We start from the raw sequence: 16,292 nt of genomic DNA, 5'->3' as shown, positions 1-16,292 counted from the left end.
CCGCTTCAGGCAATGTCGCCCTGTTTAGGCGATCTTGCGCGATCCGGGTAGCGGTCTCGCCAAGCCTCTTGCGCGCCGGCGACGGGAAGAACGGTGGCCTCGTAGACGCCACGCGCGATGGCGCGCGCCATTACCGTTGCAGCAAAGTGGCAGAGCTCCAGAAAAGCGCAAAGATCCAGCCGCGGCTTCCTGCCCGTCGAGGCCGCAAAGACGGTATCGCCATCAAGCGGCAGATGTGCCGGCAGCAGGGCGCGCGCGAAACCATCGTGAGCCATGATCGCCAGGCGATGTGCCTCCTGCTTGGTCAATTCGGCATCGGTCACAATGGCGCCGATTGTTGTCGCCGTGGTGCTCATGCCCTTCAGCCGCATGCGGGTGTCAGCTTCAGAGATCGGCGAGGGCAAGCCAAGGCCGCCAAATTCTCCGTTCTGCTCGAAGGGCGCCGACCAGAAATGCGGCCCCTCCCCCACCGTCGCCGAGCCAAGCGCGTTGACGGCGACGATCGCCGCGATCTTCAGGCCAGCGCTGGTTTCGGCACTTGCCGAACCGAGCCCCCCTTTGAAAGTCGCGGTCGTTGCACCCGCGCCAGCGCCGACGGTACCGAGAGCGAACGGCCCTTTCGCCGCCGCCTTGAAAGCCTCATAGCCCATGTCGCGATAGGGCGACTGCAGACCCCAGTTCTTGTCACCGCCGTTCAGCAGGTCCATCAGGATCGCCTGGGGAACGATCGGCACCTTCACATCGCCGACCGGAAAGCCTCGGCCGACTTCCCGCAAACCCGCCTGAACGCCGCCTGCTGCGTCAAGGCCGAATGCGGAGCCACCGGAAAGCACGAAGGCGTCGACTGCGCCGACCGTCATCGACGGATCGAGAAGAGCTGTGTCGCGGCCGCCGGGAGCACCGCCTAGTACCACGCCGGACGCCGTCGCAGGTTCGTCGAAGACGATTGCGGTCACACCTGAGCCGAGCTTCAGATCCGTCGCGTTCCCGACGGAGACTCCTTCAATGTCGGTGATCAGATTGAGCACGCGCGTCATCCTTGTTTAAGCAAGAGCGCGCGATAGGACCGCAACGGCGATCAAAAGACAAGACCGGCCTCACCTTTGGCAAGACCGGTCTGAAATCCGTCAAGGCTTGTTAGGCCGTGCTTCATGCTCTCAGGCATGGATGGGCTTCGGGTGGCGGCGGGTCATCAGATCATGGATAGCGAGCTTCACTTCCGCCGGCGAGCTGAAATGCTGCTCGTCCAGATCGTGAACGTGAAACTTCACTGCGATGAACTTCAACCGGTTCTCATCCGGGATGACGATCCCGACGGGAACACCTGCGTACTCGATTACTTCTTTTTTCATGCGTAGAACTCCTGCCGCGCGGTATGCGCTGGCGATGGCGAATTGACTTGTCTGATTCCGTTAAAGGTGGACGAAGGTCACATTCGACAGTTCGGGCGGGAGAGGGCGCCCGGACGGTCATTGCCAAGCACGGATCGCCCAAGGAAATTGGCGAGAGTATCGATGTCAGTCATGTCTCGTTCCTTTCTCTGGCGTTGCGCTTGCTGAAGGCCCTGGTGTTCCAGGGCCGGCGACGACTCCGCTATTAATCTACTTCATTGGTAGACTATACATCGCAGTCTGTCAGAAACATATTCCGAAACATGTCAAAAAATCGACCATTCGGAAAATTTCATTCCATCATGCTCGAATTGACTGCAAGAACCCTATCAAGTCTTTGTGCAATTCACGTGACGGTCCGAAGCTCTCTTTCGATCACGGAGCAGACATAGGAAGTGCTGCTGATTCCGGCAATGGGGCATTTGATTAAAAGACGGAAAACCTCGAAATGACCGAAATGGTTAACGCTGCCACAAACGGCCTACCACCCCTCCGAGAGCACCCTTTCCAGCATGTCGACGAAGAAATCGGCACTCTCGACCGTCAGGCAGAGCGGCGGCTTAATCTTCAACACATTCAGGTGATCGCCAGTCGGCTGCATCAAGACGCCGAGATCGAGGAGTCGGGTGCAGATTGCCGCGGTCTCTTCGGTCGCCGGCTCCAGCGTCGTTCTGTCGCGGACCAGTTCGAGGCCAAGATAAAGTCCCATGCCGTGCACGGCGCCGACGATCGGATAGCGTTCGATCAACGCCACAAGACGACCCTTGAGGTGATCCCCGACATCGCGCGCGTTCTCCTGCAGACCTTCATCGGCCATGATATCGAGCACCGTCATACCGGCCACACAACTGACAGGGCTGCCGCCCGTGGACGAGAAGAAATAGCCTTCCTTCTCTAGTGAACCGGCGATGGCCCTAGTCGTGATCACAGCGCCGAGCGGATGCCCGTCTCCCATACCCTTCGCGACAGTGATGATGTCGGGGACGACGTCCTGCTGCTCGAAACCCCAGAAATGGTGCCCAAGCCGTCCGTAACCCACCTGCACTTCGTCGGCGATGCAGACGCCGCCACGAGCACGGACCTGCCCATAAACCGCCGCAAGGTAACCGTCCGGAAGCGAAATTCCGCCGGCATTTCCAAAGACCGGCTCGGCGATGAAGCCGGCCAGCCCCTCGCCTTTTGCGTCGATGGCCTCAAGGACCTCAACGACCGCTTCCAGGTAGTGGATCGTTGATTCCGACCCACGGAAGGCACCCCTATATGTATTTGGCGAGTGAACGGCATGCACCCAGTCGGGCCGCGTCGTCATAGCCTGCGGGTTGTCGGCGATTGACGTGGAGACTGCGTCACTCGCAACCGACCAGCCGTGATAGGCCTCGAGAAGGCTGAGCATGTGTTTGGCGCCGGTGTGAGCCCAAGCAAGCCGTAGCGCGAGGTCGTTTGCCTCCGATCCGCTATTGACGAGGAACACCGTGTCCAGCCCCTCCGGGGCAAGTGATGCAAGGCGCTCCGAAAATTCGGCAATGGCGGCATAGTGGAATCGCGAATTGGTGTTCAGCCGCAGCCACTGTTCGCTGATCGCCTCCACCAGGCGCGGGTGGCCATGGCCGAGGATCGTGACGTTGTTGAGCATGTCGAGATAGGCGCGGCCTTCGACATCGAACATATGCTCTTTCCAACCGCGCTCCATGTGCGGCGGCATCTCGTAGTAGTTCTTCTGCGGCTTTGCGAGATGGGCCTGCCTGAGCGCAAACAGTTCCGCCGACACCGGCTTGCGCGCATTCACATCGGGGCCGAGAAGGGCGGCTGGCGACGGACACAGTTCAGACCAGGCGACCGCTTCCTGCGGGGCGCAAAACAGCGGGGGCTCCGCGCCTTGCAGGGTGGAGAGCTGCACGCGCAGCCCACCGAGAGAGCCGTCTTCGCCAGAGACCCTCCCGATCGACTGCCCGGCTTCGACCTCTGCTTCATCCTCAAGCGACGGCTCAACTCCGTCGAGATGAAGGCTGATGCCCTCGCCTGCCAGAACGAAATGGTGGTTCTTCCAACTCACCTTCCCGGCGAATGGAGCAACAACCGTGGTGCCGCCTGCGAGGCAGATATCGGAATGCAGTGTGAAGGTTGAAGACGGGGCGGCGCTCAGAAGCTTCGAGCGCGACAATCGGTATTCACCGTAGCGCGTCGCCGCGGTACCGGTCTCCGCCGCCGCGCGGGCAAGCAGCCGCCAATCCATGTCGGCCTGCGACCAGTTGCCCGCGGCAAAATGCGGGCTCTGGACACCGAGATCGACGAAGGAAATGGTCGCCGGATCGACATCGGGCAACAGCGGCTGCCAGTTCTCCGACGACAGCGCGGCCGTTTCGATACCGACTGCCTTGAGGACAGCGATCTCCATGAGTTCGAACGGAACGGATACCGCCGTATCGAATATGCGGCGCTCAAGTTCGAGATTGCCGCGAACATAGTCGTTCTCGGGGTCGATCGAGATCTGCTGCTCACTGCTGGCGACAAGAATGACGGCGCGGGCAACGACCAGTGGCCAGAGCGCCCGCAGCTCTTCTTCGGTGAGCGGATAGACCTCGTGATATGCCTTTACCGCAGGAAGAATGTAGAGCGGATCGCCATCTGCCTGGTGCAGCAGTGAGGCGCAGGTGACCGCCAGATCCCCGATCAGCCAACCGCGGATGATATCGCCGAAATCGATGACGCCGTCTGGAACCAGGTGGCCGCGATCGTCGCGACGGCTGACGACGTTGTCGCCGGTCACATCGTGGTGCACGGCCTGCAGACGCAAGGATGGCGCCAAGGGTTGGATTCGCCGCACGGCTGATACCATCGTCTTGGCGATGCGATCGCGCGCAGCGCTGTCGGTGATCGCCGACAGCAGCTGGACGGCGACTGGACCGGCACGGCGCAAATCCCATTGCAGGCTGCGATCGAGTCCGGGATGCGTGAAATCGGACAGCGACTTCGCCAGGCGTGCGCAGAGCCCCCCAAGTGCCGCGACCGACTCCTTCGGCAGATACTTCCGATGCGTCAGCCCCTCACCTTCCAGATATTCCAGAAGGCGAACCTGATAGGTCTGATCGCGGACGGTGACAGCAACTATGTCCTGGCCGTCGGTCGACGGGATCACCCGCGGGACACGCGGTGCACCCTCCTTCGTAGTGATGTGGTGGATGGCCGCGTTCTGCGCCTCGAGCTCTAGCGTCTCGTACGCCACGTGGCAGATCTTCAACACGTAGCGCCGCTCGTCCGTATCCAGACGATAGTTGCGGTCCTGTTGGCTGCCGAGCTCAGTGATCGTACCCGACAAGCCATAGCGCGACTGAAGAATGTCGCCAGCTTCCGCGGCGCTCACGTCAGGGCGTGGCAACATCGCGCGATCGGCAAGCGTCTCGTCAGTCATGGCATCCCCCGCGGCATGATTCGATTTTGCAGACTAAGCAGATAATCGAATCCTTGCCACCGGCAAGCGAGGAGATCTCACTCACTCAACGGCAACCCGCCGCAGCGATCAGCCCATGCGCTCGGAGGCATAGCTGCCCGGGCTTGCGGGAAATACGATCGTGCGGTTGCCGTTCAGGAAAACGCGGCGATGGATATGGGCATGGATGGCGCGCGCCAGCACCTGGCTCTCGACGTCCCGGCCGATAGAGACATAGTCGTCCGCACTCTGAGCGTGCGTGATGCGGGCCGTATCCTGCTCGATGATTGGCCCTTCATCGAGATCCGCCGTCACATAGTGCGCCGTGGCACCAATGAGCTTCACGCCGCGCTCATAGGCCTGCTTGTATGGGTTGGCGCCCTTGAAGCTTGGCAGGAAGGAGTGATGGATGTTGATGATCCTGCCCGACATCTTGCGGCACATGGCGTCGGAAAGGACCTGCATGTAGCGCGCGAGCACGATCAACTCGGTGCCGGTCTGATCCACGAGGTCGAGGAGCTGAGCCTCGGCCTGCGGCTTGTTTTCCTTCGTCACCTTGATGTGGTGGAACGGGATATCGTGGTTCACCACAACCTTCTGATAGTCGAAATGATTGGAGACCACGCCGACGATATCGATCGGCAGAGCACCGATCTTCCAGCGGTAGAGCAAGTCGTTCAAACAGTGGCCGAAACGGGACACCATCAGAAGCACCTTCATGCGGCTGTCGCCAGCATGGATTTCAGCATCCATTTCGAATTTCTCGGCGACCGGCTTGAAGCCTTCTTTCAGCGCCGCAAGGCCCACACCTTCTTCTGAAATGAAGCTAACACGGGTGAAGAACTTGCCGGTATCGAGGTCGTCGAACTGCGACGAATCGACGATGTTGCAGCCTTGATCAGCCAGGTAGTTCGCAATCGCTGCAACGATCCCGCGCGTCGACTTGCACGTCACCGTCAATACATAGCTCGTCATCTGTTCCGTCCTCTCGCGCCGCCTATCGGCCGGCTGCTTAGATCAAAGCGAAAGTCACGGATAGAGCACCGCGCCTTCATTCGTGCAACTATTTGCAAGAGAAACCGTCAGAACCTTGCAGGCCCTTGCGTCTCCCCGTCACGACCAACTTACGGCAGAGCTCGCAAAACTCCGTTCCGCTTGCGTCGTCAAGACGCGTATCCCCGCCGTACACAGCACCGCAGGCAACTCACCTCGACGAAGTCACGTTTTCGAGATGACGGCCGACAGAGTGATCCGCTTGCTTGATGCGGATCGCGGGTGCGCCTACATCCACGAAGAAAATGAAGTCCGTTATCCGGCGAGGCGGCAAATATGCGGTTCGCAAGAGCGTTGTTGATAGCCATGGCCGCCGGCGCAAGCCTGGCGCCGGGAGCGAGCTTTGCCACGGACTGGCGGCGCGCCGGCGAAGCACAGACCCAGTCGGTCTATCCCTACGTGAACCTGCCGGGCGTCAAGGCGCGGCCGGGGCCGAAGGACGAAGAACAGTATAACTGCCGGACGGAGACGCGGCCGCTTCGCCGCGGATACGATAAGATCTTCCGTACCGGCGGGCTGCCGACCCTCGTCTATGTCTGCGATCGTGACGGCGTGGAGAGCGTCGGGACGCAGGTGCCGCTGCGCGGACACTATCAGCCGGTTCGCTGAGGCTGCGCTAGCCAAAGGCTGGATGCGAGTGGTCGGAGAACGGTGAGGCCGGGCACCCCAAGGATGACTACAATCAGCAGCCTGACCGGACGCCGTGACCTTCGCTGGCAATGTCTTCTAGGGGGAAGAACCGGGAAGCCGTTGGTATCGGCTTTCACTTGCAGTTCAAAGGGAATGGTGCCCAGAAGAGGACTCGAACCTCCACGCCTCGCGGCACAGGTACCTGAAACCTGCGCGTCTACCAATTCCGCCATCTGGGCGACGGAGAGCCATGTACGGGGGTGGCCTCTTGCTGTCAACAGGGTTTTTGTAGTTTTCCCGACAGGCAGCAAAAAAGTCGTTGATGCCGGCGTAGGTTGACGGCGGCGCAATCTGAGGCGGCGGTAGCGATCAGCGCAATCCGCCCTATATGTGTAGCAAGAAAGGATCGTCCGATGCCTGGCCTTCACAATCTCTGCCTGATCGCGCTCTTCTCGCTGCTGCCCTGTGCGACGTTTGCGATGCCGCTTGGCATGTTTGCGCCCGCCGCCGGCCAATCGGACATCGTCCATGCGGGCTCGACCATGTGCGACGCGCGTGGCTGCTTTACCTTCGGGCCGGTGCAATCGTTCCGCCCGTCCTATGTGCAGCCAAACTATCGACCGCCGACAGCCACCGGCCCGACTTACTATCGGCCAGGCGCGCGGGGGCCTGCACCGCTTTACTATGATCCGCCGCCCGTGCGCACGGTGCAGCCGAAGACACAGGGACGACAATTCCACGTGGATTGGTGCCGAAATCAGTATCGGACCTACAATCCGAAGACCGACCGATTCGTGACCTACGAAGGCATCTACAAGACCTGCAATTCGCCCTATGACTAGAGCGGGACGCCGAAAAGTGTCAGCGGATTTCGGCTGAAATCCCGCTCCAGCTATTTAAAGCAGTTCAGGATACGGATTTTAGACCGGTCGGCCTAACATCATCCTGATTCAGGTTCAGCTTTCCAGCGAGGCGCGATCGACGTGGCCGAGATCCCGGCCGGGCTCGATGATGTCGCGGACGCGCTGCTTCAACTCCTTCGGACCGGGAAAGCCGCCATCGCGCTTGCGCTCCCAGATCAGCGCGTCATCGACCCGTATTTCGAAGTTGCCGCCAGTGCCAGGAATGAGCGCCACCTCGCCGACGCTGTCGGTAAAGGTCTGCAGAAGCTCCTGCGCCATCCAGCCGGCACGCAGTAGCCAGTTGCATTGGGTGCAGTAGAGGATCGTCACGCGGGCTTTCTTGTCACTCATGTCAGGTTTCCTTTCGTCATGCCGATTTAAGAACTGCCGAGGTGTGGCGCAATCGATATTGCAATCACCAAGCGCTTGGTGTTCCTGTCCGAGCCGAAGATCGTATTGGAGATGCTGATGCGGGTCGCCGTCATCGAGAACATGAAGAGCACGCCGCTTGGCTCGCTGGGCGTGGCGCTGGCGGAGGCCAACGCAGAGATTGAGCGCTTCCGTCCCTGGATCGACGGCAAGCTGCCTGCGGGCAGTGCCGATCATGACGCTCTGATGGTGCTCGGCGGCGAGCAGAATGCGATCGATGATCAGAACTATCCGTATCTGCCGACGCTTGCGCAATTGATGCGCGACTTCGTCGAGGACGACAAGGCAGTGCTCGGTATCTGCCTCGGCGCACAGATTCTCGCGCGTGCTTACGGCGCGGAGAACCATCTGAACGCCGGACTGGAGTTCGGCTGGCACACGGTCAGCAAGTCCAAGGAGGGCGAGACGGATGCACTGCTCTTCGACCTCCCGGACGATTTCACAACCTTCCAGTGGCACAGTGACACGTTTACGCTACCGGAGGGCGCGACACGTCTCGCCACAAGCAGCCTGACGGAGAACCAGGCGTTTCGCGTTGGACGCGCGGCCTATGGCATGCAGTTCCACTTCGAGGCCAGCGCATCGGTGATCGACAGCTGGAAGGCCGAATTTGCCGCTTCGATCGAGCAGATGGAGCCGGGCTGGCATGAAGGCTATGCGGAGCTTGCTGCCAAGCATGCGAGCGAATCAGATGCAAGCGGCCTTGCGATCGGGCGCAATTGGGTATGCATGATCAAAGCGGAGGCGCCGCGGCAACCCAAGGCAGTCGCCGGCAGATAAAGCCGGCGACGACAGTTGGCGAACTAACGCGGCATCACTCACGCTGGGTCGCGGAACGGACCCAGACGAGCATTTCACCGGGCGCACGATTGTCCCAGAGATGGTAGGGCACGAAACGGGCTGTCGCCTTCTCGGCCGCGGGAGGCCTGGTGCGATAGAGCGTCTCGCCCCAATCCGCCTCATCCTTCGTCACAGGAATATCGAGGGCAATCGCACCACCGAGCTCGGCGATCTCCGCCGTCTTTGCCGCAATGTCTTCGCCAAGCCGGATGCCGTTCAGGCCTGCCCCATTATCCGTTGCCTCCACACAATAGACGAGCGGGCCGCGCATCAGTGCTGCGCGTCCGGCGTCCTGGCGCACCAACGGGTTTGCCCAGAGGGAGCGCGCTTCCAGCGGGATGTTCAGATCGATCTTGTCGCCATCGCGCCATTCGCGTTCGATGCGGGCGTAGCCATCGACTTCGACTGAGCCAAGACCAATCGTTTCGCCGTTGACGGCCAGCGTCGCGCCCTTTGCCCATTCCGGAATGCGCAGTGAAACCGCAAACCGCGCCGGCTTGCTCGCCTTGACGTCGAAGTGGACGGCGCCGTTCCAAGGGTAGCGGGTCTTCTGCGTCAGCTCAACATCGGCACCCGCCATCTTGAATCGCGCCCTGCCTTCGCCATAGAGGTGGACGGCGATCTCATCTTCCGCGACCCCGTACATATAGGAGCCGATCGAGGCGAGCAGCCGGGCAATGTTTGGCGGGCAGCAGGGGCAATGGTGCCAAATCCAGCGATGGTGCTTGCCGGCGCTTTCCAGCGGGTTCTCGTAGAAGAACGTCTTGCCGTCGAGCGACAGACCGGCCATGGCGCCATTGTAGAGCGCCTGCTCCATGATATCGGAATAGCGCCGGTTCGGGCCGCGTCCGAGCATGCGGTTCGCCCAGAAAACCAGGCCGACTGATGCGCAGGTTTCGGCGTAGGCGCTTTCGTTCGGCAGATCGTAGTAGTCGGTGAAGCCCTCGTTCGCGGCCGCCGGCCCGATGCCGCCGGTGACGTACATCTGCTTGGTCGTCAGGTCGTCCCAGAGCGTCTCGAGCGCCCCGGTCAGGCTGTCGTCATTATACTCCGTCGCGATGTCGGCCATGCCGGAATAGAGATACATGGCGCGCACGGCATGACCAACGACCTTCTTCTGCTCGCGAACCGGCTCGTGCGCCTGGCCGTATTCATAGGTCTTCTGATGGAAGTCGGCGGCATCGCGGCCGTCACGAATTGCTTCTTCGGTGAAGAAGTTCGGCTCGGTGCCGCGCTCGTCGATGAAGAATTTGGCGAGGTCCAAATACTTCTTCTCGCCCGTCACACGGGCAAGCTTGACCAGTGCCAGTTCGACCTCCTCGTGACCGCAATAGCCCGGGATCTTGCCCGGTCCATGGCCGAAGACGGTAATCATGTAGTCGGCAAAGCGGCACATGATATCGAGCAACTTGCGTTTGCCGGTAGCCTGGTAGTAGGCAACGGCGCCCTCGATCAGGTGGCCGGCACAATAGAGTTCGTGGTGGTCACGCAGGTTGGTCCAGCGGCGGTCGGGCTGAACCCGCTGAAACCACGCATTCAGATAGCCGTCCTTGTCCTGCAGCTTCTCATACATGTCGATGATGGCATCGACGCGGGCTTCCAGAGCGGGATTGGCGCGGCGATAGAGCGAATAGGCAACCGTCTCGATCGACTTGCCGAAATCGCTGTCCCAGAACATTTGCGTAGAACCACCCCATGGGCCGATCGGGATCACGATCCCGGGGCTCGGCTGGTCGATATCGATCGCACGCAGCATCCCCGCCTCGACGCAACGGTCGAGCAGCGTTTCAGCGGTGGAATCGCAGATCGCGTCCTGGCGCTCCCCGAAGAGGCCGTGCACATCGACATCAGGCACGGGAAGCGGACGAAACTGGCGGTCTCTTTTCAACTTGTTCATGGCTTGATCCATCTCTCTTTCAGAAATCATTTCACCGCGCCGGCCATGAGCCCGCGCATGTAGTAGCGTTGCAGAAGCAGGAAGACGATGAGGCAAGGGATGGTCATGACTGCGACACCCGCTTGCACGGCACCCCAGTTGATCGCCCCGAGGCGACCGGCGCGCACCGCCATCATCAGGACAGGCAGCGTGTATTTCTCGTTGCTGGAAAGCAGCACAAGCGCGGCCAGGAATTCGTTCCAGGCATTGAGGAAGGCGAAGATCGCCACCGTCGCGACACCCGGCAGTACGAGCGGCAGCAGAACCAGCACGAGCATCTTCAGATCGTGGGCGCCGTCGATGCGCGCTGCTTCCTCGATCTCCTTCGGCACCGCATCGAAGGCGTTGCGCATCATGAACACCGAAAACGGCAGTTGCAGCGTCACGTAAACCAGCGTCAGGCCAAAGAGCGAATTGTTGAGCCCGAGCCTGGCGAGGATGATGAAGAGCGGCGTGAGGATCGACTGGAACGGGATCATCAGCGTCGCGATGATCAGGATGAAGAAGACATTCTTCAGCGGGAAGCGATAGCGCGAAAAGCCGTAGCCGGCGAGTAGGCTGATCACCACGGTCAGCACAACGGTCGCAAGCGACACGATGAGCGAATTGAGGGTGTGCTGCAAAATGCCGGCGCCGAAACTGTCGAGCGAACGGTATGAATCGAAACTGATGCCGTTTGTCGGCCATGGCGGCAGCGGCGGCAGCCGCGCCTCCGTTCCATGCCGGAACGAGGCCAGCAGCGTAATGACAAACGGAGCGAGAAAGAAAATGGCAACGGCTATTCCGGTGCCGTGGTAGGCGGCCTGCCCACGGATTTCGCGGCTTCTCTTGCGACCGGTGACGAGGCTCATCAGCTCTCCTCCCCAACACGCAGCAGCCAGAGCTGCGCGACGCTGATGACCACGAGAATGGCGAGAAGCGCAATCGACAAAGCCGCGCCATATCCGAGATTGAAGGACACGAAAGACTGGTTGAAGATGTAGTAGACGACGGAGATCATACGGTTTTGCGGTCCGCCTGAGGTCATGATGTAAAACTGATCGAAGGCGAGGATCGACCCCGTCACGGAAATGATGAGCGCGAGCGCGATCGTCCTGCGCATCAGCGGCAGCGTCAGAAAGCGGAAACGCTGCCACCAGCTTGCCCCATCGACGACGGCGGCCTCCGTCAGATCGGCCGGGATTGCCTGCAATCCTGTCAGCAGGATGATCATTGTAAAGCCGGCTATCTTCCACACCACCATGACGCAGATCGTCAGGAATGCGCTGTCGAAGGTGGCAAGCAGATTGGGGCTCTTCTCGACAAGTCCGAGCGCCTTCAAGGAAGGTCCGATGAACCCGCTGTCGACATTGGCAAGCCATACCCACAGCAGCGACGCCGACGCTAGACCGACGACGACGGGCAGGAAGATGACGGTGCGATAGGTACTGACGAAGGCCCGCTGCCGCTCGACGAAAAGAGCAAGCGGAAAGGCAACCGCGAAGATGAGGATCGTCACGATGACCGTGTAATAGGCGGTGAAGTTCAGCGCCGCGACGAAACGGCCGTCATTGAACATGCGGAAGTAGTTGTTGAAGCCGATCCAGCGCGAGGCCCCCATCAGCGGCCAGTTGTGAAGGCTCATCCAGGCGGTGAACCCGACCGGCAGCACGAAGAACATGATCACCAAAAGCATCGCTGGAGCGATATAAAGGAGACCGGTCCATTCCGGTCTCGGGGCACGTCTGCGCACGCATGCTGTCTGCTTTCGACCCGTCACGGTCATCGAAACACTCCGCATCATCCTGATAAAATCGGCCGGAGGACTGCCACCACCCTCCGGCCACGGCCGTTGGGAGATTATTGGCCGCTGTCGATGATCGACTGCATCTCCGACTGTGCGTTCTTGAAGGCACCGTCGACGTCGTCACCGAAGATGGCGGCGTTCGTAAAGGTTGCCCACGGACCGTTGGCGCTGTTGATCAGATCGTTGAACTGCAGCGTGTACGGTGTCTTTGCGACGGAGATGGCTTTCAGGCCGACCTGCATCCTTGGATCGAGACCCGCGAGCACGTTGTCGGCGATATCACCGCGGGTCGGCAGGCTACCGTACTTCGCCATGACTTTCTGGCCGTCCATCGAATAAATGTATTCGAGGAATTCCTTCACGGCATCGATCTTCTTGGTGCCCTTGGTGATGACGAAGTTGTCACCGCCGGCGAAGGAGGACGGCTTGCCGTCAACGCCCGGGATGAGGGTCACGCCAAAGTCGATGTCGGGATGCTCGGTGACAAGCGTGCCGATCGCGAATGCGCCGAGGCTCTGTTGACCGATCTTGCCATTGGTAAAGGTCAGGAAGTTGGCACCATTGTCGCTGGCAGCACTTGCCGGGACAAGGTCCTTCTTCACCATGTCGCGATAGTAGTCGACGGCCTTGCGCATCTGCGGGGTGTCAAGCGTCGCCGTCTTGCCATCGGCCGACAGGATATCTGCACCTGCACCCCAGGTGAGCGGCGTGAACGTGAAGATCATGCAGCCGCCGCAACCACCGCCGGAGAAATAGAAGCCGTAGGTATCGTCGCCGAGCTTGCGGATCTTCTCGGCGTTGGTTGTGATTTCCTCCCAAGTCGCGGGCGCCTTTTCAGGATCGAGACCAGCCTTCTTGTACAGGTCCTTGTTCCAGGCGAAGACCGACGTTTCGACAGAAAGCGGCAGGCCGTAGACGCGATCCTGATAGGTGCCGAGGCGAACATGCGATGGCGACAGCGAATTGAAATAGGGCAATTTCTTTGCCCAATCCGTCAAGTCTTCCAACTGTCCCGCAGCGGCAAAGGCCGGGTTGTAGATAAGGTCCATCGACAAGGCGTCAGGCGCCTGGCCGCCGGCTATCGCCGTTGCGTATTTCTGGACAAGTTCCGAGAACGGAACCTCCGTCGCAACAACCTGGTTCTCGTGGCTGGAGTTGTAGGCTTCGACGACCTTCTTGAAGGACTCGCCGATACCCGTGCGGACCCACATTTCGACCTTTTCGGCGGCCGATGCTCCGGACACCAGGCATAGGGTGGCAACGCTTGTCGCAGCCAGCAGACGCTTAATCATGGCACTTCCTCCCAAATTGGCGCATCTCCTCCGCGCCGGTTCTTCATCTCCTGGGGTTTTGGGCCCCGCATGACTGCCGCACCACGAGACGGCACGGCAATTTCCTGACGCCTGGTTCAACCGGGCGTCCCTCCGCCAGCGCCAGAACCGTCAATCCGGCCTGGCGCCCCAGCTCCTTCAACTCCATATCGACGGAGGTAAGCGGCGGCCGCGTCTGGCCGGCGACAATCTCCCAATTGTCGAAGCCGACCACGGAAACATCCTCCGGCACGCGAACACCGCGCTCGCGGAGCGCATCCACAGCGCCACGGGCGATCTGATCGTTGCCGCAGAAGATGGCGTCCGGTTTTTCGCTCTCGCCGTTCCAGATCTCTGCAACGGCTTCGTGCCCCCAGGCCTCCGCCCAATGGCCGAACATGACGAGGCCCTCGCCGCCAATGACATCACGATAGGCATCCGCGCGCTCGCGGACGGAAAAAAAGCTCTCCGGCCCAGTCACATGGGCAATCCGCCGACGGCCCATTTTGACCAACCACTCCACCGCCAATTGCGCGCCCTGCGCGTCGTCGGAGCGGAAGATGACGCTTGCCGGCGTCCCCTCTGTGAATGCGTAGACGACAGGGACATGCAGGTTCGACAGATCGACCGGAAGCTGCCGATCCAATCGCTTGCCGGTGGCGATGATGCCATCGACCTGCTTTTCGAGCATTGCGTCGACATGAATCTGGCCAAGCGCCGGATCATCTTCGATCGCACACAGAAAAACCGATACGCCGTGATCGACGAGCGCCTCTGAAATGCCGGCCATCACAGGCAGCGTGAAGCGCCCGTAGGTATCATTGGTCAGCAGGCCGATCGTGAAACTGCGCTTGCTCAAGAGGCCCCGGGCGAGCGCATTCGGGCGGAAACCAACTTCGCCGGCAATGCGCTTTACGCGCTCGCGGGTTTCCGCACTCATGCGACCGGTCTCGTTCAGAGCCTTCGAGGCGGTCGAAATGCTGACCCCCGCCGCCGCCGCGACGTCGTGGATGGTGATCCGGCCTCTTTTTCCTCCCGCGATGTTCACCGCGCTTTCTCCTCGTTTAAGGATGAGAAAAGCTTTTCCCAACTTTTGCGTCAAGTGAGAAAAGGTTTTCTCACGCAAAAATCATACGATTGTCATCAAAGCATTTGGAGACAAAGAAAAACGCGGCAGACCAATGGCCGCCGCGATCCAAAGCTTAGCCGATGTGGCGTGCGATCAGCCCTTGATCGTCGCCTTACCTTCTTCCAGGAGACGTGCCGCCGCTTCGGCAGGTTTCGTCCGCTCGAACGCGAGCTCGTCGGCGATCGGGCGGAAGACGCGTTGATCGAATTGGGTCGAACCGAGCGGCGCGGGCGCCGGATATTCGCCGACCTGATCTTTCAGCAGGTTAATATACTTCACGGTGGCCTGCTCGGTCGGATTAAGGTTGGGCAGGATCGCCTCGCGCACCGCAGGCGACAGGGGCACGCCACGCTCCACGCCAAGGATCTTGCCAGCCTCGACATCATTGACGAAGAAATCGATGAACTTGGCCGCAGCCTCGCCGTTCTTCGTGGTTCCGCCAACGCTCCAGATCAACGCCGGGCGATAGTAGTGGCCGGACGGACCACCCTTCTTTTCACGCGGCAGGAGCGTGATCGCGAGCTTGTTCTTGGAAATCAGCTGATAGCCGACAAGCTGGTTGGAATAGGCCATACCCATCGCCGACTTGCCGAGCGCCAGGCAGTTGGTGTCGATCGTATTCTGATCGAGCGTCTGCACGTCTGCCGCGACCGTGCCACCCTTCTTGCGTAGATCTTCCCAATAGGTGAACCAGGCCGTTGCGTCATCAACATTGAAGCCGAGCTTGCCGTCGGCATAGAGGCTCTTGCCGCGCTGGCGCAGCCAAGCATCGAAGACGTAGGCGTAGCGCGCGCCATAAGGGCCGCCCCAGTAGTTATCCTTGCCGCCGGCTTTCGTGAGTTCGACCGCGAGCTTGGCGTACTCATCCCAGGTCAGATCCGCCGTCGGCACCGAAATGCCGGCCTTTTCAAAGGCCGTCTGGTCGAAAAACAGTGCGAAGGAGTTGAGACCGAGACCGATGCCGTAGAGCTTGTCGTCCACCGTCGTCAGCTTCAGTATGTCCTTGCCGAAGGAATCGACTTTCAATGTCGAGGGGACGAATTCGTCCAGCGGCAGGCATGCGCCGCGCTTGGAATAGTCCGAGATTGTTCCCGGCTCGAGCTGGAAGACGTCGGCGATGGCGCGGCCGGCCATCTGCGTGGAGAGCTTCGTCCAGTAGCCGTCGCCGCTCAGCGATTCGCCAACGATCGAGACCCCGGGATTCTTGCTTTCGTAGAGCTTGGCGACATCGAGCGTGCGTTTGGCACGATCGTTCGATCCCCACCACATGGCACGCAATTTGGCGTCGTCCGCAAAGGCCGGAATTGCGTTTCCGGCGCCGAAGGCCAGCCCGGCAGCGACACCTGCCGAGCCCATCAGAAATGAACGGCGATTGACCTGCATGTTTCATCCTCCTCTTTCATCGCCCCGCCATCCTCCAACAGCTTAACGGGCCATGCGGCGTAGATTACGCAAAAAA

At 60.4% G+C, this 16,292-nt stretch carries 14 protein-coding genes and 1 tRNA gene; 3 read left to right on the top strand and 12 right to left on the bottom strand.

The window, feature by feature from the left end; translation table 11 throughout:
* Positions 1-5: 5 nt before the first annotated feature.
* The 4 genes from K9B32_RS05800 to purU form a co-directional block, all read right to left on the bottom strand.
* Positions 6-1,037 carry a P1 family peptidase gene (locus tag K9B32_RS05800; protein ID WP_224560948.1) on the bottom strand — a complete coding sequence of 344 codons (1,032 nt, stop codon included), beginning with the start codon at positions 1,035-1,037 and terminating at the stop codon, positions 6-8.
* A gap of 120 nt (positions 1,038-1,157) precedes the next feature.
* Entirely contained in the window at positions 1,158-1,352 is a 195-nt protein-coding gene (locus K9B32_RS05795) for a hypothetical protein (protein WP_007529092.1), read from the bottom strand.
* 520 nt (positions 1,353-1,872) lie between these two features.
* Positions 1,873-4,800, bottom strand: coding sequence for an aminotransferase (locus tag K9B32_RS05790; RefSeq protein WP_224560947.1), 2,928 nt, complete (start codon positions 4,798-4,800; stop codon positions 1,873-1,875).
* Between the two features lie 108 nt (positions 4,801-4,908).
* Entirely contained in the window at positions 4,909-5,793 is an 885-nt protein-coding gene (gene purU, locus K9B32_RS05785) for a formyltetrahydrofolate deformylase (protein ID WP_007798326.1), read from the bottom strand.
* 354 nt (positions 5,794-6,147) lie between these two features.
* Here purU and K9B32_RS05780 point away from each other — a divergent pair, with 354 nt between their 5' ends.
* Positions 6,148-6,480 (top strand): hypothetical protein, encoded by a 333-nt coding sequence (locus K9B32_RS05780; protein ID WP_224560946.1) that lies wholly within the window; start codon positions 6,148-6,150, stop codon positions 6,478-6,480.
* Between the two features lie 175 nt (positions 6,481-6,655).
* Here the strand turns inward: K9B32_RS05780 and K9B32_RS05775 are convergent.
* Positions 6,656-6,740: transfer RNA gene (locus K9B32_RS05775), tRNA-Leu, on the bottom strand.
* 174 nt (positions 6,741-6,914) lie between these two features.
* Between K9B32_RS05775 and K9B32_RS05770 the strand changes: the two genes are divergently transcribed.
* The gene (locus tag K9B32_RS05770) at positions 6,915-7,343 is read left to right on the top strand and encodes a BA14K family protein (protein WP_411969679.1); all 429 of its coding nucleotides are present in this window, start codon (positions 6,915-6,917) and stop codon (positions 7,341-7,343) included.
* A gap of 114 nt (positions 7,344-7,457) precedes the next feature.
* Here K9B32_RS05770 and K9B32_RS05765 read toward each other — a convergent pair whose 3' ends face one another.
* Entirely contained in the window at positions 7,458-7,754 is a 297-nt protein-coding gene (locus K9B32_RS05765; RefSeq protein WP_224560945.1) for a SelT/SelW/SelH family protein, read from the bottom strand.
* A gap of 117 nt (positions 7,755-7,871) precedes the next feature.
* Here K9B32_RS05765 and K9B32_RS05760 point away from each other — a divergent pair, with 117 nt between their 5' ends.
* Positions 7,872-8,612 carry a type 1 glutamine amidotransferase gene (locus K9B32_RS05760; RefSeq protein WP_224560944.1) on the top strand — a complete coding sequence of 247 codons (741 nt, stop codon included), beginning with the start codon at positions 7,872-7,874 and terminating at the stop codon, positions 8,610-8,612.
* A gap of 34 nt (positions 8,613-8,646) precedes the next feature.
* On the opposite strand, the gene K9B32_RS05755 is transcribed toward K9B32_RS05760, so the two are convergent.
* The 6 genes from K9B32_RS05755 to K9B32_RS05730 form a co-directional block, all read right to left on the bottom strand.
* Entirely contained in the window at positions 8,647-10,569 is a 1,923-nt protein-coding gene (locus K9B32_RS05755; RefSeq protein WP_224560943.1) for a glycoside hydrolase family 127 protein, read from the bottom strand.
* A 26-nt stretch (positions 10,570-10,595) separates the two neighbouring features.
* Entirely contained in the window at positions 10,596-11,459 is an 864-nt protein-coding gene (locus K9B32_RS05750; RefSeq protein WP_132589346.1) for a carbohydrate ABC transporter permease, read from the bottom strand.
* Entirely contained in the window at positions 11,459-12,373 is a 915-nt protein-coding gene (locus tag K9B32_RS05745) for a carbohydrate ABC transporter permease (protein WP_224560942.1), read from the bottom strand. The genes K9B32_RS05750 and K9B32_RS05745 overlap by 1 nt, the downstream gene beginning before the upstream one ends.
* Positions 12,374-12,447: 74 nt before the next feature.
* Complete coding sequence (locus tag K9B32_RS05740) at positions 12,448-13,686, bottom strand: ABC transporter substrate-binding protein (RefSeq protein WP_224560941.1); 1,239 nt, start codon at positions 13,684-13,686, stop codon at positions 12,448-12,450.
* Positions 13,687-13,729: 43 nt separating this feature from the next.
* Positions 13,730-14,752, bottom strand: a complete 1,023-nt coding sequence (locus K9B32_RS05735) for a LacI family DNA-binding transcriptional regulator (RefSeq protein WP_224560940.1) — start codon at positions 14,750-14,752, stop codon at positions 13,730-13,732.
* Between the two features lie 174 nt (positions 14,753-14,926).
* A complete protein-coding gene (locus tag K9B32_RS05730) occupies positions 14,927-16,216 on the bottom strand; it encodes an ABC transporter substrate-binding protein (RefSeq protein WP_224560939.1) in 1,290 nt (429 codons plus the stop codon).
* Positions 16,217-16,292 lie beyond the last annotated feature (76 nt).

The sequence above is a fragment of the Rhizobium sp. 3T7 genome (assembly GCF_020166565.1).
GTDB lineage: Bacteria > Pseudomonadota > Alphaproteobacteria > Rhizobiales > Rhizobiaceae > Rhizobium.
The sequence above is the reverse complement of the archived record's forward strand: the minus strand, read 5'-3'. Positions and strand labels throughout refer to the sequence as shown.